General features: G+C 39.0%; 21 protein-coding genes. 9 read left to right on the top strand and 12 right to left on the bottom strand.

What is annotated here, in order from left to right; genetic code table 11:
* Positions 1-8 precede the first annotated feature (8 nt).
* The 4 genes from QH639_RS05240 to QH639_RS05255 all read right to left on the bottom strand — a co-directional run bounded on the left by QH639_RS05240 (position 9) and on the right by QH639_RS05255 (position 2,790).
* Positions 9-737 (bottom strand): metal ABC transporter ATP-binding protein, encoded by a 729-nt coding sequence (locus tag QH639_RS05240; protein ID WP_048392425.1) that lies wholly within the window; start codon positions 735-737, stop codon positions 9-11.
* A gap of 9 nt (positions 738-746) precedes the next feature.
* Positions 747-1,661, bottom strand: coding sequence for a metal ABC transporter solute-binding protein, Zn/Mn family (locus QH639_RS05245; RefSeq protein ID WP_281115754.1), 915 nt, complete (start codon positions 1,659-1,661; stop codon positions 747-749).
* Between the two features lie 152 nt (positions 1,662-1,813).
* On the bottom strand, positions 1,814-1,975 hold the full coding sequence (locus QH639_RS05250) for a hypothetical protein (RefSeq protein WP_004230657.1): 162 nt from the start codon (positions 1,973-1,975) through the stop codon (positions 1,814-1,816).
* A 206-nt stretch (positions 1,976-2,181) separates the two neighbouring features.
* On the bottom strand, positions 2,182-2,790 hold the full coding sequence (locus QH639_RS05255; RefSeq protein ID WP_066037768.1) for a TetR/AcrR family transcriptional regulator: 609 nt from the start codon (positions 2,788-2,790) through the stop codon (positions 2,182-2,184).
* A gap of 160 nt (positions 2,791-2,950) precedes the next feature.
* Between QH639_RS05255 and QH639_RS05260 the strand changes: the two genes are divergently transcribed.
* Both QH639_RS05260 and QH639_RS05265 read left to right on the top strand, forming a co-directional pair.
* Positions 2,951-3,688: an SDR family NAD(P)-dependent oxidoreductase gene (locus QH639_RS05260; protein WP_016991666.1), complete on the top strand. Its 738-nt coding sequence runs from the start codon at positions 2,951-2,953 to the stop codon at positions 3,686-3,688.
* Positions 3,689-3,813: 125 nt separating this feature from the next.
* Positions 3,814-4,842 carry an S-layer homology domain-containing protein gene (locus QH639_RS05265; protein WP_281115755.1) on the top strand — a complete coding sequence of 343 codons (1,029 nt, stop codon included), beginning with the start codon at positions 3,814-3,816 and terminating at the stop codon, positions 4,840-4,842.
* A gap of 22 nt (positions 4,843-4,864) precedes the next feature.
* Here QH639_RS05265 and QH639_RS05270 read toward each other — a convergent pair whose 3' ends face one another.
* Together QH639_RS05270 and QH639_RS05275 are read right to left on the bottom strand one after the other, a co-directional pair.
* A complete protein-coding gene (locus QH639_RS05270; RefSeq protein WP_103119090.1) occupies positions 4,865-5,764 on the bottom strand; it encodes a LysR family transcriptional regulator in 900 nt (299 codons plus the stop codon).
* Between the two features lie 262 nt (positions 5,765-6,026).
* On the bottom strand, positions 6,027-6,566 hold the full coding sequence (locus QH639_RS05275; RefSeq protein WP_281115756.1) for a flavodoxin family protein: 540 nt from the start codon (positions 6,564-6,566) through the stop codon (positions 6,027-6,029).
* Positions 6,567-7,074: 508 nt separating this feature from the next.
* Here QH639_RS05275 and QH639_RS05280 point away from each other — a divergent pair.
* Positions 7,075-8,085, top strand: a complete 1,011-nt coding sequence (locus tag QH639_RS05280; protein WP_131521582.1) for an AraC family transcriptional regulator — start codon at positions 7,075-7,077, stop codon at positions 8,083-8,085.
* A gap of 111 nt (positions 8,086-8,196) precedes the next feature.
* Positions 8,197-8,991 (top strand): SDR family NAD(P)-dependent oxidoreductase, encoded by a 795-nt coding sequence (locus QH639_RS05285; RefSeq protein ID WP_131521477.1) that lies wholly within the window; start codon positions 8,197-8,199, stop codon positions 8,989-8,991.
* Positions 8,992-9,157: 166 nt separating this feature from the next.
* Here the strand turns inward: QH639_RS05285 and ade are convergent, their stop codons facing one another.
* Both ade and QH639_RS05295 read right to left on the bottom strand, forming a co-directional pair.
* Positions 9,158-10,903 carry an adenine deaminase gene (ade, locus tag QH639_RS05290; RefSeq protein WP_281115757.1) on the bottom strand — a complete coding sequence of 582 codons (1,746 nt, stop codon included), beginning with the start codon at positions 10,901-10,903 and terminating at the stop codon, positions 9,158-9,160.
* 94 nt (positions 10,904-10,997) lie between these two features.
* The gene (locus QH639_RS05295; RefSeq protein WP_048392416.1) at positions 10,998-11,420 is read right to left on the bottom strand and encodes a pyridoxamine 5'-phosphate oxidase family protein; all 423 of its coding nucleotides are present in this window, start codon (positions 11,418-11,420) and stop codon (positions 10,998-11,000) included.
* Positions 11,421-11,582: 162 nt separating this feature from the next.
* Here QH639_RS05295 and QH639_RS05300 point away from each other — a divergent pair, with 162 nt between their 5' ends.
* From QH639_RS05300 to QH639_RS05315, 4 genes are all read left to right on the top strand, one after another.
* The gene (locus QH639_RS05300) at positions 11,583-12,209 is read left to right on the top strand and encodes a YczE/YyaS/YitT family protein (RefSeq protein WP_004230690.1); all 627 of its coding nucleotides are present in this window, start codon (positions 11,583-11,585) and stop codon (positions 12,207-12,209) included.
* Between the two features lie 145 nt (positions 12,210-12,354).
* Positions 12,355-12,642, top strand: a complete 288-nt coding sequence (locus QH639_RS05305; protein WP_193767394.1) for a PadR family transcriptional regulator — start codon at positions 12,355-12,357, stop codon at positions 12,640-12,642.
* On the top strand, positions 12,629-13,222 hold the full coding sequence (locus QH639_RS05310) for a DUF2812 domain-containing protein (RefSeq protein ID WP_281115759.1): 594 nt from the start codon (positions 12,629-12,631) through the stop codon (positions 13,220-13,222). Before QH639_RS05305 ends, QH639_RS05310 begins: the two co-directional genes overlap by 14 nt.
* Positions 13,223-13,279: 57 nt before the next feature.
* Positions 13,280-13,435, top strand: coding sequence for a hypothetical protein (locus tag QH639_RS05315; protein WP_193767392.1), 156 nt, complete (start codon positions 13,280-13,282; stop codon positions 13,433-13,435).
* Positions 13,436-14,771: 1,336 nt separating this feature from the next.
* On the opposite strand, the gene QH639_RS26470 is transcribed toward QH639_RS05315, so the two are convergent.
* The 3 genes from QH639_RS26470 to QH639_RS05325 form a co-directional block, all read right to left on the bottom strand.
* Entirely contained in the window at positions 14,772-14,882 is a 111-nt protein-coding gene (locus QH639_RS26470; protein WP_001224677.1) for a DUF7167 family protein, read from the bottom strand.
* Between the two features lie 262 nt (positions 14,883-15,144).
* On the bottom strand, positions 15,145-15,501 hold the full coding sequence (locus tag QH639_RS05320) for a class I SAM-dependent methyltransferase (RefSeq protein ID WP_001310834.1): 357 nt from the start codon (positions 15,499-15,501) through the stop codon (positions 15,145-15,147).
* Complete coding sequence (locus tag QH639_RS05325) at positions 15,498-15,920, bottom strand: DUF977 family protein (RefSeq protein ID WP_281115760.1); 423 nt, start codon at positions 15,918-15,920, stop codon at positions 15,498-15,500. The genes QH639_RS05320 and QH639_RS05325 overlap by 4 nt, the downstream gene beginning before the upstream one ends.
* Positions 15,921-16,087: 167 nt before the next feature.
* On the opposite strand from QH639_RS05325, the gene QH639_RS05335 reads away from it, so the two are divergent.
* Entirely contained in the window at positions 16,088-16,726 is a 639-nt protein-coding gene (locus tag QH639_RS05335; RefSeq protein WP_281115761.1) for a hypothetical protein, read from the top strand.
* Positions 16,727-16,929: 203 nt separating this feature from the next.
* Here the strand turns inward: QH639_RS05335 and QH639_RS05340 are convergent, their stop codons facing one another.
* Positions 16,930-19,524: an SIR2 family protein gene (locus tag QH639_RS05340; RefSeq protein ID WP_021563763.1), complete on the bottom strand. Its 2,595-nt coding sequence runs from the start codon at positions 19,522-19,524 to the stop codon at positions 16,930-16,932.
* Positions 19,525-19,903: the final 379 nt, after the last annotated feature.

Genomic DNA, 19,903 nt, shown 5'->3' on the forward strand with positions numbered 1-19,903 from the left:
GTCCCTCCTTACACATGCTGCATCATGAAAAGTTTACCACCATATGTTTTTTGTAATTGCTCTGGTGTAAAAACATCTTCCGTTGCGCCTGATGCTAAAATCGTTTTGTTTAATAGAATCGTATAGTCAAAGTATTCCTTGACGGTTTGAAGATCGTGATGCACAACAAAAATACTTTTTCCCTGTGCCTTTAAATCCTTTAGAATATCAATAATCGTTTTTTCTGTCGCAGCATCTACTCCTGCAAATGGTTCATCTAAAAAATATATATCTGCATTTTGTGCAAGGGCTCTAGCTAGGAATACACGCTGTTGCTGGCCTCCTGAAAGCTGCCCGATGGAACGCTCTGCAAAATCCTGCATCCCAACACTTGCTAAAGCTTGTCGAGCAACAATTTTATCCTGCTTAGACGGTCTTTTAAATAGGCCTGTATGGCCATAACGCCCCATGAGCACCACATCCAACGCATTTGTTGGGAAATCCCAATCCACCGCATTACGCTGAGGCACATAGCCTACGACTAAACTCTTTGGCTCAAACACCTTCCCTAAAATTTCTACCTTTCCCACTTTATTAGGAAGCTGATTTAAAATGGCCTTTAAAAATGTGGATTTCCCTGCACCATTTGGGCCAATAATGGCAGCTAGATGACCTGTAGGCACTGTTACACAGGCATTTTCTAATACTGTTTTTTTATCATACGCCACTGATAGATTTTCCACTGTTAATGCATACATATTCTTCACCTACTTTAATGCATCGACGATCGTGTCGATGTTATGTTGATACATACCTATATACGTACCTTCTGTTGTTCCTTCAGCTCCCATAGCATCTGAGAATAATTCCCCACCGATGACAATGTCGTGGCCTTTCTCCTTAGCCCCTTCAATAACAGCTTTCATCGCCTTATCGGACACACTGGATTCTATAAAAAGAGCCTTAATCTTATTTTCTACTAAGAAATCAACCATCTCCTGAACATCCTTCACACCATACTCTGAATCCGTACTCAGTCCTTGCAAGCCACGTACTTCAAATCCCTGACTTCTGCCAAAGTAATTGAATGCATCATGAGCCGTTACTAATATTCTTTGTTGCTGTGGTATTTCATTCATACGCTTTTCTGCGTAGCTTTGTAAATCATCCAGCTTTTTCAAGTAAGCTGCTTCATTTGTTTGAAAATCTACTTTAAATTCAGGGTATTCTTCCTGAAGCTGCGTACTGATTGCCTTGACAACACCTTTCCAAAGCTCAACATCAAACCAAATATGTGGATCATGGAGCATGGCATCCGTATCACTGGCAAGCAGTTGCTTTTCATCTAATGTCTCGCCCACTGCCAAGACCGTTTTATCCTTCGCCATTTGTTCAAATATATCGAGCATTTGTCCTTCTAAATGTAAGCCATTATAAAAAATGACTTCTGCTTTATCCAATTTCGATAAATCACTTTGAGTCGCCTTGTAGAGATGGGGATCTACGCCTGGACCCATCAATGCTGATACCTGTAAATGATCACCACTGATTTCTTTAATCGCATCTGCAATCTGTCCTGTGGTTGCAACCACAATGCCTTCTTTTTCACCCTCTGTTTCTGCTGAACAGCCAAATAATAGAAATGAGAGTGATAATACCACCACACCTAACCATTGTTTCATTTTCCTACCTCAACTTTCTCTTTATTAAGCAATTGTTTGAAAAAAGTGCCTAAACTACGAAGTAACCAATAGGCGGACAAGCCGTAAATTGTTTGTCATGCCCGCCCTAGTCGTATTTAACGCCAATATCCCAACTTTTTCCACGCAATACCTTAATTTATATTCATTTTCCTGATAAGCTGGCGCCAGCTCATCCAGAAAAGGATTAACATCATACCTGCGCCTACTGAATCGGTCAGTTTCCATACGATTGCTAAAATAATTAAAATGGCCATTGGAAGAATCGTCAGCTTGAAATCACCTAAATCTTTCATTCACGCACTCTTCTTTCTTTGGAGATATTTTGTTTCCCTTAGGAAAAATATATGCTTAATACAAAGAAAATTCAACTACTTTATGAAAATTTCTTTAAAAAAATTTTTTTCTTATACAAAAATTAGTTTAGCCCAAACAAAAAAATCCCTAATGCAGACATTAGAGATTCTTTTATAAAAATACATAGATTTATGTTAATATACTTTTATTCTTCTTTTTCTAGCGGCTTTCCTATAAATTCAAATGCATAAATATGTGTTTTTGTTAATTCAATAATATCCTTGATTAAAGCTTCTTCTGATTTTTCATAGCCGCTTGCAATCCATTGCATCATCAATCCATAAAAGCCGTAGGAAGTATAATGCTTGAACATGTTCATGTTGACAGGCTGCTGATTGATCGTCTCAAATTTAAATTGCTCTTGATAAATTTTTGTGATCGTTAAGGGCATACGGGTGTGCAACCCAGGAATCGTATCTTCCACATTCAGCAGCTCGAAAAACAAACGGTGCTTATAAATGTAATGAATAATATTAAAGGATGGTGCTTTCAATTTTGTCGTGTATACCTTTTCTCCATATAGGTAGGGTTCACCTACTGCCACTTCCAGACCATTCAGCATTTGTTCTAGTAAATTCTCTGCTAGTTCAAATTTATCTTGAAAATGCACATAAAAGGTACTACGGTTATAGCCCGCTCGTTCTACAATATCCTTCACTGTAATGGCTTGAAAACCATGTTGTTTCATTAAATCGACAAACGCTTCATAAAAATGACGGCGGGTTCTTTCTTGTCTTTGTGTCCATTTTGGCAATTTTACTTCCCCCTTTTAGACATTTCAGGCACATATGTCTACTAGTTAGATATTTACTACGACATTAATGATTGTTTCCGTTTTCAGGCGTTTTACAATAAAAGTACACCGTGATTTACACAGTGTGCAAGAAAAAAGTTTGTTTAAGGGAGTGTCATGTATGGGGAAATTACAAGATAAAGTCGCAATTATTACAGGTGGTGCTTCTGGTATCGGTGCTGCAACAGCCCAATTATTTGTAGCAGAGGGAGCAAAAGTGGTGCTTGTGGACCTAAACGAGGAAAAAGGCCAAGCATTTGCAGCTGAACTACAGGCAACAGGAGCAGAAGCCATGTTTATCAAAGCAAATGTAACGGATGAACAGGAAGTAGCAGCTATTTATCAAACAACTATTGAGGCATTTGGCAAAGTCGATGTCCTTTTTAATAATGCAGGGATTGGTCGTGTTACGCCAACTGAGGAGCTTCCTTATGCGGAATGGCGTCAAACTGTAAATGTAGACTTAGATGGTGTATTTTTAATGGCGCAGGCTGCCATCAAAGAAATGCTAAAAGCGAATGGTGGTACAATCGTTAATACAGCTTCGATGTATGGTTGGGTTGGCTCGCCAGGATCAGCTGCTTATAATGCAGCAAAAGGAGGCGTGATTAATTTAACACGTTCATTAGCATTAGAATTTGCTACGCGAGGGATTCGTGTCAATGCCCTATGTCCAGGCTTTATTGATACACCAATTATCCCAGAAGAAAGTAAGGAGCCATTACGTCAGATCACACCTATGCAACGACTAGGACAACCAGAGGAAATGGCAAAAGCTGTTTTATTTATGGCATGTGACGATTCAACGTTTATGACAGGGAACACATTAACAGTAGATGGTGGCTACACAGCCCAATAACGACGTTTAAAATAATCGCTACCCGACAAAGGGCAGCGATTATTTTTTCACTAGAAAAATTTGCAGTTTTTATCCATTTCCTGCAAACTATTACTAAAGCGAGCAAGAAAGGATGAAGACAACAAATGAAAAAATTAATAGGTACATTATTATTTTCTATTCTGATTATAGCTAGTGCAGGCAATGTACAAGCTGCTGGCTTTCGAGACGTATCAAAGGATCATTATGCATATGAAGCTATTTTATGGGCAGAAGAATATGATATTGTTAATGGCTTTACAGACGGTACATTTAAACCAAATGCTACCATTACTGAACAGCAATTAGCAAAACTATTAGCCAATTTTTATGAGCTCGAAACACCTATCGACGAATTAAAAAAGCAAACGCCTTCGGCAAACTGGTCGGATGAATTCTATAACCAACTCGCAAGCTATGGGGTGCCTTTAAATGGCTATTTCGACAACCGAATCCGAGCGGCTACTGTGAAGCGTGGTGTAGTGGCACAGGCTATTGCTCATTTAGCTAGCGGTAAGAAGGGCTTAGATCAATCTATTCAATTTTTACTTGATACCTATATTTCTTCAGGGCTAAATCCACAGTATGAAGAGCGCAATTTACAAAAGTTTTATGGCGTGACAAGCAACATGACCCGTGCGCAAGTTGTCATGATGCTCTATCGTATGGACGAACGAAATTATTATGAAATTTCAGCGGATGCACAAGCCATTCATGAGAATGCCAACAACGTATCTTTAAATAATAGGGCAAAAAATGCTCAAAATCAGCTCGACAAATCATTACAGCAGGCTACTCCTAGTAAAAGCGCATGGGAAGGTGTGTATACTTACTACTATAAATGGGGTAAGGGTACAAATGAGTTTAACCGCCGTGATGCTATAATCTCCAATGCCACAAACAAGAGCTTTTCTATTGCTTTAACGGCGAATGATGGCTCCGCTTCAGGTAGTGTAAATGGCACAGCCACAATTACAAGCAATACGAAAGCCCTTATGAATACATCCTCGAATGGCAATCGTTGTGTTGTCGAGTTTGAACGTTTATCTAATAATGCCCTAAAGGTGTCCGAGATTGATTGTCGTGCTGAACGTAATGAAGGCACCAATTTTTCGGGTACCCTCAAGCAGCAATAATTTGTAACAGAGTCTGAATCATTCAGGCTCTTTTTTCATCCTTAAAAGCTTCATAGCTATGTTTGGCGATGGCAATAAAATCTTCGAGACAGGGATGCATATGCTTATCTTTATGCCATGCAATATCTGTATAAATTGGCGCTAAATCAATTGTGGACGGTACTTCCATTAATTGCCCACTTTCCAGCTCCTTCTCTACAACCATTTTAGGTAAAAATGTAATACCTAACCCTGCCATCACACATTGCTTGATTGCTTCAATACTGGCGAATTCAATCATTTGTAAGGGATTGACACCCTCTTGCTGTAGCTGTGCTTCTAAATGATTACGATAGGAGCACCCTGTTTCTGTTAACAACATCGTTTCAGTTGAAATTTGTTGAGCCGATAGAGGCTGACTAATTTCTTTGGGGGCACTCACAAAAACAAGCTGTTCCTGAATCAATCGCTCTCGCTTGAGCATGGCTGTTTCCTGATAAGTGTCCGTTATCAATGCAATATCAAGTTTACCAGCTTGTAATAAATCCTTTGCAATAGCTGTTGTATGCACAGGCTTGAAAATGATTTTCACTTGCGGGTGTGCTTGTTGAAATTGCTGTAAAATACTTGGTAGTCGATAGACACACTGACTTTCCTGTGCCCCTACCTTCAATAGGACTTGCTCCTGCTCGTTGGATATAGCTTTTTTCATTTCACGGTCTAGCTCAAGCATTTTTTTTGCATAATGCTGTAGACGCTTGCCCTCTTCTGTGAGAATAATGCGCTTGCCAAGCCGCTCAAAAAGATGAACACCTAACTCTTGTTCTAATGTTTTTATCTGAGCTGTAATACTCGATTGAGCGTAGTCAAGAAGCTGAGCTGTCTGTGTAAAGCTTAATGTTTCAGCTGCAGTAAAAAACGTTTGAAGCTGCTTAATATCCATCACTTGAACCCCTTCATCTATTTCTTCGATAGTTTTTGTTGAAACATTCACCCTTTTCGATAATAAAATCCAATATACACTAGTTTGTAGCTGAAAGAAAGAGATGGCTGCATTTACCAATAGCGCAAGTAAATATCTAACATCAAAAGAACCTTTCATCATATAAAGAGAAACGAATTTGGAGACTTCTTTCCTCCAAATTCGTTTCATTGTATTGTGCTATAAAAATAGTCAATATCATCTAAAGGCCAATAAGGTCGACTTATTGTAATTCTTTTCTAAGATGATCAGCTGCAGACAATGCTTTTAGATCTTGAAGGATCTCGCCTGGCTTGTTTCCTTCTCCTAGAATATATCCCTCAAAGGTTATCCCAACAAAATCAAAAATATGTTGAAATTGCTGAATCATTGGTAACCCCTTTATATAAGGCTCATCTCCACCAACTGCAATGACATATGCTTTTTTAGAAGACATTAATGCTTTAAAATCAGGATAATTCGGGTCTCTTAAGGTTTGTGACCATCGATCTATAAAGTTCTTCATCGCTCCTGTCATACTATACCAATAAATAGGCGTAGAAAATATAAGAATATCATGTGGAAGAATACGGTCAATGACGGCGTTATAATCATCGCTGACATCTGTGAACCCTTCCGCAGCATGACGCTTATCGATTATTGGCTGAATAACACAGTCCTTTAGATAAATTTCTTCAATCATTAGGCCTTGAGTTACTAATTTTGTTAAAGTCTCTACATTCCCATTCGGCCGATTGCCACCGTAAATAACTGCTATTGACATTTAGAATTTCCCCGTTTCCTTGAAGTTTTTACTATTGTTCCCGTATACCTATATCTTATTATGAATTTACAATTCGATAAAGATGATTATTTCGATAAAATCAATCGAAAAAAATGATTTTAAAGGGGTTGCTCTTTTGCAAAATGGATAAAGATAGAAACATTTTTTTGCTGTATTGAGCTTCTATACCCTATTCTGTATTAAATATCTTGAGAAAAATCAAAATGTCTCTTTAGTTTTTAAGAAACGAGGATAGTGTAAAAGAGAAAAATGAATACTGCGAATGATAGTGATTGAGATATGCTAAAGTTAACAAAGTATTGCATTAATCCAAGCATTAATATTCTTGTTTTCTAAAAATTTGTCGCACATAGCAAGTTAGTAGTCACTGTTTGCTAGTTACAAGGCGTGATTGAAAAGATACTATATACACTGTCCCGTTCAAACAAAGCAGGGCAAAAATCACGATATGAACAGTAAATATACATGATGAAGGAGCCTCAAATTGATGTTGTTACATACCTCTAATCGTATTAAAATGCCTTTGGGATTTTGGGAAGGATTACGTCAAGTAGGAATTGCCCCGCAAGACGTGGTTCGTAAAGCACGACTACCTATCACTATTATTAAGGAACCAGTCGTCTCTATAACCCAATATTTTTCGATGTGGCAGGCTTATTCCGATATCATTGACGACACTGCTAGAGGAATCATCAAACTAGCGACTAGCTTTGAACCAACTCATTACCCACCTACTGTCCTAGTAGCCTACCATGCACGTGATTATCGTGATGCGTTAAAGAGAATGGTACGGTACAAACAACTGTGTCCGCCTGAAAGCTTGCGTATCACTGAGGAAGGTGAGGATTGTACAATCGAACTAGATTGGGCGTATACTGAGCAACCTGGTCCACCTATGCTGGTTGGTATCACACTTGCATTTCTTCTTGAGCTCGGACGTCGGGGGACAGGTCAACCGATAGCAGCAAAGTTAGTTGAATTTTCACATCCTATGGGCGATGTACAAACGCTTGAAGAGTATTTCGGTTGCAGTATCCAAATGGGTGCAACGTGTAACCGGTTGACGATACACCGTGGGGATCTGGATCGTCCCTTTGCCTCATATAACTTAGAGTTACTGGAAATGTTGACCCCTCTTCTGGATCAATCGTTGAATGAGCACCAACATAGCAGCTCCTTCACTGAGATGGTTAAATGGATAATAAAACGTAGCTTAGCAGGAGGACGCCCTGACATACAGACAGTCGCGAGCGAGTTAGGAATGAGCGACCGTACCTTGCAGCGCAGGCTTACTAGCGAATGCACGAGCTTTAAGTTTTTGTTAACACAGGTTCGACGTGATCAGGCACGCGAGTATCTAGCAGACCCCTCGCTTGATATTAAAGATGTCGCCTTCCTGATTGGATACGAAGATCAGAACTCGTTTTACCGTGCCTTCCACCTTTGGGAAGGTGATACGCCTTCAAATTGGCGTTCTAAACATGTAGGAACAAATTAGATAAATATAAAATTTTGAAACACAATAGCAATAGTCAGACATTCAAAAAAGTTGGAGTTTTATTTTTACATCCACTTTAGAAAATCAGAATAGATAGAGGAGCAATGTAATATGGATATAGGATTGAACAATAAAACAGCTTTAGTGACCGGATCTACAAGAGGTATAGGGAAAGCAATCGCTATCGAACTAGCCAAAGAAGGTGTGAACGTACTAATAAATGGACGAAATGATGAAGAGGTACAACGCACTGTAAATGAAATTAAATTAACTTATCCATCTACTTTTCCACAAAATGCTACAGCCGATATTGCTGATATACAGCAAAGAGAAGCTTTATTTGAAAAATATCCCTGTATTGATATTTTAGTTAACAATATGGGTATCTATGAAATTATGCCATATGAAGATGTTGATGATGATACATGGGAAAAATACTTTCGTATGAATGTTCTTGCGGCAAATGGATTATCTAAATTTTACTTGCCTAAAATGTTGGAAAATAATTTTGGTCGCATTATTTTTATTGCAAGTGAAGAAGCAATTATGCCCTCGGGACAAATGCCTCAATATTGCATGACAAAAACGATGCTATTATCTTTGTCAAAAAGCCTATCTAAATTAACAATAGGAAGAGAGGTTACAATTAATACAATCATGCCAGGACCAACACTCTCCGAGAATGTGTATCAAATAATTGATGGTATGTTTCCTAATAAAGACATGAGTTTTTCTGAGAAAGAGAGAGAATTTATGATGACAAACCTACCTCAATCAGAAATCCAAAGATTTATCAAACCCATCGAAATAGGGAGAATAACTACATTTGTATGTAGTCCATTTGCATCTGCATTTAAAGGTTCACCAATTCGTATGGATGGTGGTATGGTACCGACAATTTTTTAACATTCCCCTCGTCTCCATGACGATAAATCGCATGGCTGCATATTGCTCGATGAAGGAGCATCTGGGAAAATATATTTCCACGACGTAAAAAAGATTTACCTAATTACGGTATACAGAATGATAATAAACGACCTAATCGCTTACCGCAATTAGGTCGTTCTACCGTCTATGCTTCTACTGAGATATGCTGGAAGGTTGTCACATCAAATAATCCTGTATCTGTTAGCTTTAAAGTAGGAATAACTGGTAATGCCACAAAAGAAAATGTTAGTAAAAAATGGAAATCAAATGTTGGATTAAGCGTCTTTAATGCCCTGTGCAAGCCAGCTAGCTGCTCCTTTGCCTGCTGAGCTGGTACATCTGTCATCAAGCCACCAATGGTTAATGGCATCTCCGCTAGAATTTGGCCATCCGCAACGATTACAAAGCCCCCTTGGATTTCCTGAATGCGCGTAAGCGCCAGGACCATATCCTCATCATTTGTACCTACAACAAGGGCATTATGTGAATCATGAGCTACTGTTGTGGCTACTGCTCCTTTTTGTAAGCCAAAGCCTTTGACGATTCCTAAACCTGTCGTGTGTAACTGATGATGACGTTCGATGACGGCTAGTTTCAATAAATCTTGTTCTACAGACGGGACAAAGACACCTTCCTTTACAGGTACATCCATTACTACATGATTGGTAATTAGCTGATTTGGCACAATCTCCATTACATTCGCCTTTGTACCCTTTGTGAATGCTAGTTGTAGCCTATCCTTTGTAATGGTTGGTAAATGGACAGATTGGTGGATATGAGCAGGTACAACTGGCTCTTGACGATTTGTCAGCATTTTACCATCTTCAGCCACTTTCTGCCCATTTTTCCATACGGCCTTTGCCTGCATTGTGGACAAATTCTCTACTAACACAAAATCTGCCTTATAGCCTGGTGCAAGTACACCTCGATCCAATAAACGATAGCATTCTGCGGTGTTTACGGTTGCTAACTGGATTGCTTGCAATGGTGGCATTCCTTCAGCTATTGCCATGGCGATATCATAATTGATGCTACCTTCGTCAATTAACTCATCCACATATTTATCATCTGTACAAAATCCAAAGCGACGAGCATTATGTGACTGGACAGCTGGCAATAAATCACGTAAGTTTTTCGCGGCTGAGCCCTCTCGGATTAGTACATACATCCCCTGCTCTACACGGTCAATGGCTTCCTCAGCCGTTACACATTCATGATCTGTGTGAATACCCGCAGCTCGATAGCCTGTAATTTGTTCGCTTTGTAGACCTGCACAATGCCCATCAATGACTAAATTTGCTTCCTGCGATAATAAAATTTTCTGAAGCATGTCCTCTTGTCCATTTAATACCGCTGGGAAATCCATCACCTCTGCTAATCCTCGAACCTGTTCATGTTGTAAAAATGGCGCCAAATCCTTAGCCGTTAGTGTAGCACCTGCATTTTCAAACTGTGTACCCGGTACACTGGATGGCAGCATCACAAAAATATCCATATCTGCCTTTTGTGCATCATCGAGCATAAATTGAATACCTTCTGCTCCTGCGACATTGGCGATCTCATGAGGGTCTGTCATCACTGTTGTAATCCCATGAGGAAGTAAAACGCGACTAAATTCCCCTGGTGTCAACATAGAAGACTCAATATGTATATGACCATCAATTAAACCAGGAATGACATAGCCTCCTGCCGCATCCTCTTCCTGTTTAGCGTGAAACTTATTCGTGCGATCTAGAGCAACAATCACACCATTCTTTACGACGATATCTGCTTTTTGCCATGTTAACGAAAAAACATCCGCAATTTGCGCATTTCTCAGTATAAAATCTGCCTCTAGTTTTCCTTGAGATGATAATACATTTTGTGTTAGCTGCTGTAATTTTATCGACATAACCTATACTCCTTTTTCTTTTAAGAACTATCATGCCAAAAAGATGCTAACCATTGCAACTATTTGTCGTTACATCAGTAAAAAACGACCATTGTCAATGGTCGTTTGAAAATTCTAGCTCTTTAGGTGGTTGCCCTTTTTTATTCATCAAGCGCATACGAATAGGCTCAATCTTTAATGTCACCATTTCATCCTGATTGCCAATAAAGATACTCGTAAAAAATTCAGCTAGTTTATTTTTTATCCCTTCTTCATGTACTTCTGTAAGCTTGCCTTCTATTTCTACATACGTATCACCAAAGCCACCATTTTCGTAGCCATATAAAATATGGGTATATGGGTTTTTGCGTAGCTCTTCCATTTTTTCTGAATGTTTATTCGTCACTGTATACAATACAAAATCTTCATGCTGGAATGTCATGTATCGAGAGTAAGGTTTGCCATTTTCTACAGTTGCCATTGTGCCAATCTTTTCTCGGTTTAACACTTCTAAAATTTCATCACGTACAGAAGTCATAGTATCCCATCCTTTCATATATATCTATTTTGCCCTCTCCCAAGAAAGCTAAACCGTCTTTTTTTGAAAAATGTGAAATGACAATCTTCGAGCATATTGAAAATCTATTGTTATAATAACTGGATGGACAACAGGAATTTTCGAATGAATGAGGGTTAAAAAATGAAACAAGCTTTTTTTACGCGCTGTTTGTTTTTCATAACAGGCATTATCGTGCTTTCTTTTGGTATCACATTAACAATTAAAGGCCAACTCTTTGGAGTGGGCTCATGGGATGTACTACATATTGGTTTAACAAAAACAGTAGGCCTATCAATCGGTTCATGGTCCATTATTTTGGGACTTGCTATTTTAGCGTTTGATATGCTGATTACAAAAAAATTCCCTTTACCTGGAACGTTTATCGATATGTTTTTGGCTGGCATTTTTATTGATATTTTCAACTATTGGCTACCCGATATTGATGGTTTTTGGATGCAACTTATTTCTTACCTTACAGGGTTAGTGTTGCTAGGCTGGGGCTGTGGGATGTATATGGTGGCGAATTTAGGTATTGGACCTCGGGATACACTCATGCTGATGATGGTCCATAAGCTTGGCTGGAGTGTGACTCGCTCTCGTACAACAATGGAAGTAACAGTTGCAATCATTGGCTTCCTACTTGGCGGTCCTATAGGCATCGGTACGGTATTTATGGCATTTGGACTTGGACCAATTGTACAATTTGCCTTATCCTATAACGAAAAATTATTTATGCGATGGACAGGCGTGAAAAGCGCCGTTGTCTAAACTTTAATGACAATGCAGTTTTTGCATTGTCTTTTTTTACGGTTGAAATATACAGTCCAACTATATATAATCAAACTATATAGTCCAACTGTATATTTGAGGTGAAGATGTGAAAAAACATAAATTATTACCTTTATCCGAAACCATGCATTATATTCTACTCGCCTTACGTGAACCGCTACATGGCTATGCGATGATGCAAAAAATTGAGGAAATGAGTGCTGGTACAGTCCGAATTGCTGCAGGTACGATGTATGGAGCCATTGACAATTTATTGAATTATCATTGGATTACACCTGTTGAAACCCAGGATACAAGACGCAAGGTTTATCAAACGACAGAAGAGGGTCTAGAAATATTAGCCGCAGAGCAACAAAGATTGCAGCACATTTTATCTTTATATGAGGGAGCTGGCGAACATGATAAAGTTTAAAGTCTTTTTTGATATCGAAAAGGAAGAGCGTTGGTTAAACGAAATGTTAGCCAAGGGTTGGCTATGCTCCAACATAAACTCAGCAGGTATTTATACATTTCAGCCTACTGAAGATCTTGAACAAGTTATTCGGATTGATTGTCAGCAGGAGCTTCGCAAAGAAAAGAAAGCGACCTATAAGCAATTACATGAGGATTTTGGCTGGCGTATAGTAAAAGAAAAAGCCTATGACGGCACCTACTATTGGTTAAAAAGAAAAGATGGCAATGATGAATTATTTTCAGATCATGATTCCCGCATTGCGAAATATAAACGTTTAATGAAACAAGCAAGCAACTGGGCCATACTGTCATTTATCTTCTTAATGATTTTTTATGCCAACGATAGTTACTACTCCCTTTTCAGTATAAAAAATGCGTATTTTACACCTGGTTTATGGGAGAAAGAAGGGTTTTCTTTCCTTTTTGCCTTTTTATTTGAAACACCCTTTGCTATCGGGCGCTTTATCCCACCATGGCTATTTTTAGTAACTTGTAGTATTTACATCACACTGTATTATCGTTATCGTAAATCCATATAGCAATTTTTATAGCAAATAACAAGGAGCCTCTTACGTAGTGTAAGGAGGCTCCTCATAGTGTTGAAAAACAAAACAATCAATAGAATTTTTGTGAAAGGTGAAAATGGATTTCTGTTGCAGGCTACTTGCTTTCCTGTGGGCAATAAAGTGAAGGTGTTCATTACTCTTTATGAAGAGGTGTTGTCACGCATCACTTCTCCACCTTGGAAATAAGAACTTATCCCCTCTAAGAATACAGATAATGGGCTATTTGATCGCTATGCTAGTATGAAAAAGTAAAGAGGACATTTTAGAATGGTTCAAAGGGGACATTACAGCTTGGTGTTAACAATAGCCTGCTTCTCCGTGCCTTTCGGCACGTAAGAGGCTAACCTACATGTGTCTAGCATGAAATTGGCCTCAGATTAATGTTAAGCGTCTTGCAGGACGCGTAATGTTAACTGGGGCTTTTCTCTATCTGCCGTTGGTGTCCATGCCCGAGGCAGATAGCCTCAAGCACCCGCAGTCATTCTACTTAACTAAGATTTCCCCGCAAACCGTTTTTGTCCAGCACAGTAAATATCCAACTAAACCAATGGAGTTCGCTGTATTTACCGCCAGTATTCAATGCACATGACCGCCATGAACACCCCTAAAAAAAGGGCATTTATATATCCAAATATTAATATCAAAACATCAACTTTTTCCATATACCTTGCTGTGAAGATGATGGGCATACATGATGCGAACAACCAGAACGCAACAAACAAAAACTGCAATGCGTTTTTCATTATTCCTCCTACAATCAATGTGCAATTACATTTAAACACACCTCAATTTGGCCGGACATATAAATATCTAAACCAGAAAAAATCACTTACATAGCGTTACAAACTCTTTAGTCTAAAGGTTCATCGTAAAACATTCCCCATACTTATCAGTCCGTTCCGCGCCAGGTAGCTCATTGCCTTATCTGGCAACCTGTAATCAGGTTTCCGCTTTTTCAGTTGGCTGGTCGTTTAACCGACATAGTTAATCCATTAATCTAGTTGCCGGATGTTGGTGGATTTTCGCGTTTTAGTTGTTCATAAAAGTGCACAGCTTTAACCAGTTCTTCTGATGTAACTGGGACTGGTGAGGCAGTGAATAAGGCCTGAATTTGATAGTTCGGCCTGTCGTTACAATCCTCTTTTTTCGGTACATATTTCCAGTCACCAGACCACTACTTCCCCTGAAAGTCCGTAACGCCTTTTTTCACGTAGCGATATCGCCATGCCACTGGTTTTGCTTGCCCCGCCGTTTCATGCCCTTCCTGATAATTAATCTCGCTCATTCATCGCCCCACTCATCACAATATGCTTCGACCGGAGTTTTTCCCGCTTCATAGTCATCACGCTAGGATTCGACATCAGCAGCACTTCCACCGCGTAACTCACCATAGTCCATTAATAGTTCATCCCGCTCTTCAAAACTGATGTTATATTTAGCTGAACAAAAATCAGCCACTTTGTTCTTCCTCATCGTCTTTTATTTCGTGGTATGAGTAATTGCAGTAGTTAAAGAAAATTTCTTATGCTCCGTCATGAATTTCCTCAGGTGTTGCGTCATCGTCCACTTCGAATACATCCTCAAAATCTCCACCAGCTATTCCCGTTTCAATAATAATTTTGAACTTTCGCATTTCACTACCGCCCTTTCGGGCGGCCTCCTGATGTTCTGAGGGTGCAGAAATCCATCCGGTTAAGGATTAAATTTTATTTACAGAACTGAATTTAATTATTCAGATATACGTATCTGTAGCCTTACGAATCTACTCACTGGATGCCTCTTTCATAAAAATAATCCAGTGGGTTTTATCGTTTTTTCCCTGTTCGTTGACAGATAACAGGTTTTCTGTCTGTCAGTGCCAGAATCTGGCTTACCGGTATTTGCGTTTCATTCCATTAAAAAATCAGAACGCCGTGCGGCCTCAACACCCGAAAGGCTTCTTTAAATCTCTGTCGCGAATCATCACGCCAGGCATCTTTATTCAGCCGTCCATATTTCTTTCCCATCCAGGCGTTATCACCAACACTCTCAAGATGCGGAGGGTCTAATACAACCATCGAAAAAGATGCGTCTGCAAATGATAATGCACGAAAATCTGCGATAATGTCAGGGCTGATAATCAAGCGTCTCCCATTGCGTAATGTGTATCCTTCTTTTCTGATATCGCTGAATATCGCCCGTTCGTCAGACTTATCGAACCAGAACATGCGGCTGCCACAGCACATATCAAGAATGGTTGCCGGTGCACTCACTGCGCCACGTCCTGAAAATTACCCTGATAGAAAGCCAGTATGCGCTGCATAACTTCGCTCTTCCGGCACTCGCGACAGATTATGTTTAGACGACTGTCGTAGCGACGTATTTCTCCATCAGGTAGTGACCAGATAAGGTCCGGATCAACCACAGCGGGTTTCTTCACCTTCGCCCTAGAGAGTTTTTTGCGGGCATTTTGCCAGTCCTTTCGTGCCTGTTCAGACGGGAATAACCCGTAGCCGGAGTTGTATACATAACCACTGGCAACCAGCTCTCTGGCAAGAATGCTCATCAGATATCTTGTCGCACCTGTTTTAGCTTCCAACTGTCGTAATGTCTCGCGACCGCTCTGGCGCACAAGTTCGACCACCTGCTCTTTAATTTTTTCCCGCTCTTCCTGTGTAAAAACTTTTGCCACAAGTCCTCCTTAAAATTACCTCATGACCTGAAATCAACACTTATCCCCTGAAACCAGGCGGAATTTCTGTATCCGGTTCAGAAATATGATTCACACAACGCTGTACAGGTGAACGTCCCAAGCGGATGACCAGTTCGTCCCATTTTTCGCGGAGTTTTGACGGGCTCATGATGTTTTTTACCCAGAATGGATCTCGCTGTACCCGACCAAACATTTCGCAAATTTGTCTGTGGCTTCTGCCATCCAGCATCCGCATTGTGCGCACGTCATTGGCCCAGGCGCATCTCGGCGCGCGTCATATTCATATCACCAGAACGACGGACTGGCGCATTGTTCCGAAAGTGCCGGTCGTTGAGCCTTTGACTTTAAAAAGCGGCATCGCCGCGCCTCGGAGTCCTGTCAATAACTGTGGAAAGCTCACTGGTGGTGATACTTCGTTACCGGCTCCCACACCTTCTGAGCACGCCGCAGCAGTGCTTAATCTGGTAGATGACGGTGTTATCGAATGGAATGACCCGGAGGTCGTGAGAGCGCTCAGAAGTGCATTAAAACACGGCCTGAGAAGACCAAACCGTCAGCAAAGAAACGGAAGCCCGTTAAAACCGCATGAAATAGCGCCATCGGCCAGACTGACCCGGTCGGAACGAATGCAAATTACCCGTATCCGCGTTGACCTTACTCAGAACGGTATCAGGCCTCAGCGATGGGAGCTTGAGGCGCTGGCGCGTGGGGCAACTGTAAATTATGACGGGAAAAAATTCACGTATCCGGTTGCTGATGAGTGGTCGGGATTTTCCTCAAACTAATAATGGTGTTTGACAAAGAGATGTTGATGAGACTAAGAATTTTATTTATCTGTATAACCATTCGGTTAGAGTACAATAGTTTCGAGTGATATGAATAAAAATAACGGCTAAGTTTTCAACATGCGATTGTTATGGGTTGGATTAAGGATAAGTAACTATATGAAATAATATAGGGCAAGAAGGTGTTCTTGCCCTTTGTTTATTTAAGCGGCAATTTCCATATTGCTTTTATATTTTAAGAGAGCGTTTTGGGGAACTGCTGGCCAAGCTAAGAATCTATAATAGTTCATATAATCTTTTTCTATCAGGTTTTTTAGTTGTTTGTTTGCTTTAAATTCATCGTCAAGTAAAAAGAATGCACACATGGCTGCATCACCTTTTGAATTGTTATGTGCTAAAACTGAATTTATGTCGTTTTCTTTAATGTCTTGATTGTCTTTTTTCTTGGCAACTTCTCTGTTTATTATTAAGACATCTCTCTCTCTGTAGTCTTTAATTTTGTCAAGGTTTTCATTGACTATATTAATTGTTTCTTTATAGTTTCCTGCAAGCAGGTTGGTATAAGCTTTGCCTAAAATATAATTACTGAATCCATAACCTTTATCATAAGCTTCATCAAGAAGTTCTATCGCTTTTTTGAAATCACTGTTTAAAGATGCAATATCGGATTTTAATTTCAGAATGGTAATTTCTGATTTGTTTCTTGGCAGGCTGTCAATAAACTCTTCTGCCAGTTTGATGTTGTTTTTATTAATTAATAATATGTCCACAATACTATCCGCATGATTACTCTTCCACGGATGATTCATGGCTTCTTTAGCTAATTCAATGCCTGCATTAATGTCTCTGTTGCAGCCTATCTCATATCGAGCTTTAAATATAATGAAAGGAGCAATTCTTGCAATGTCGCCCTCTTCTTCATATTTATCAATGAAGCCTTTCATTAAACTGGGAGTGTTTTCATCGAAGTCTGTTTCAAATAAAGACAGGTGTAGTTTTGTTAAATATCTTAATATGTTTCTCTTTTTGTTTTTCGATGACGTTTTGTAAATGTTGGATAATGTTTCTATGCACAATAATGTTTTTTCTTTTTTTTGTAATGCACAAGTAAAATCAGTGTATAACGACAAATATGTATCGTGGGTAGGGTTGATTTCATTTATTTGGTCGAGCATTTCTTGTATTAAATTATTACAATCTTTCTTATCATAGCTTGATTGATGTTTTATCATTATTGCGTCATATTTTATTCTCCAAGCGATATTGTCTAGATCGCTACTTTGGAGTAAGCTCTTATCAATTAGGTTATGTATTTCATCAAAGGTTATTAATCCCTCGTCATGATTTTCCAGATGAAGAATAGCAATTCTGCTTAAATGATTCTTAAGGTTTATGCTATATGGGAATTTTTCTAGCAATCCCTTAAGGTAATGTATTTTTTCCTTTAGATCTGTGAATATGTTTGTTCTTGATAGGGCGTAATTTATATTAAACTCATCAAGAGCGATAAGTTTATCACTGATTTCTAATGCAGACTTTGTATCTTTTTGTTCTTCTTTTATTTCAATTAGCCTGCGCAGGTATTTGGATTTTATATTGTCATTATCAGCGTTATCGATTAATTCCTTTAGTTTTGTCTCAGCGCTTAAATATTTTTTGTTTCTAATGAGGTTGTCAATGTATAACAAATTCTTGAAATTTTCTTCAGGGATCTTTTGATCGTCTAAGTCATTTTGGGATAACTCATTTATTAATGATGATATGTCATGTGTTAGAGTGTATCTTTTTAATTTTGAAAGATCGGATTTGATAATGTCATTTTTAGATAATTTGTACTCATCAGTTATAAAATTTTGGATCATCATCTCTCTTTTTGTGGATTTTTGATTCCCTCCAAAAGAGAGTGCGCAACCTAATTCAAGGGCTAGTTCTGCCATTAACTCATCAAAGCCTTCTATTTCTACCCAATAAACTTTCTCTTGACCTAGAAGCCTAATTAGTTCTGGTGGGATGGCGTCATTTTGTCTTACGCACCAATATACCCCATTCCGTAGGTAATCGTCCTGTTTTAATAAATGTTTTAAAACATCCATGATAGAGCTGTCATTGCCAGCATAACCAACAAAAATAATCCCGTATTCTTTAGTGAATTCAGTTAGTTTTTCACGAGTGTTACCTTCTAATGACTCGGTTTCTTTTAAAGAGCTTTTTATGCTATCAAATAGATAATCACCATGTAATTTTATTATTTTGGGTCTTGAAGAAGTAATTGAGACGCCTTTAATTGATGAGTCATGTGCGCATAATAATGGTCTGTCAGAAGAAAATTGATAAAATGCTTCATTTATTAAATCGTCAAAATTTGTTGTGAAGACAGTATCAAAAAACTTTGATTCAAATAGTTCAACGAGATAAGCATATCCAATTGAAGGTAATTTTTTGTCTACTTGAAGCTCAACAAATCTTCTGCGTTGAGATGGGAGATCAAATTTCTTTTCAAAAAGAGAGGAGTATTCATTGTTTGGGTCGTACCAGACTGGATGGTTTTTGGATAGCCATTTTTTAGCTTCTTCGGCATCGATATATTCTTCATTGGATAGTCTTGTGTATATCTCTTCTCTCCATTTTGCAACTAACTCTTGACCAGTTTTTATTCCTGATGTAACGGATGCACCAGCACCAAGAAAGAGTGAATAGTTAGGTGATGTACCTGATTTGATTTTTATATAATCAGCTAAATCTTTAACTGTTCTTTTTTTGGCAACCAGTTGTTCCTTGGTAGTATCACGATCAGACATTTTCCCTCCATAAATTATGCTGTGTGAAGTAAGAATAATCCTAGGTATGGCTATTTTTACATGAAATTCAATGGGTTTTCGTTTTTCTTATTTGCATTTTGTGACTGAGATCAAGCTATGAGGGAGAAATACTTTTTTATTGTTCGCTAGAGGCTAATTAGCTTGTACTAATAGTTTATGATGTACCATAGCGTTGAATGATTTTGCATGCATTTGTCAGATGCTTACTAATGTTGTTATGTCAGAGCTGGTGCGCTTTAGGTTATTTCATGCAACTGCATTAAAACCGTCTCATGAAGCGGGCGGGCGAGGCGGGGAAAGCACTGCGCGCTGGCGGTGGTGCTGATTTTATTTTTTCAGCGTCTGAGCGCGTCGTGAT

The sequence above is a fragment of the Lysinibacillus sp. 1 U-2021 genome, assembly GCF_029916965.1.
Lineage (GTDB): Bacteria > Bacillota > Bacilli > Bacillales_A > Planococcaceae > Lysinibacillus > Lysinibacillus capsici.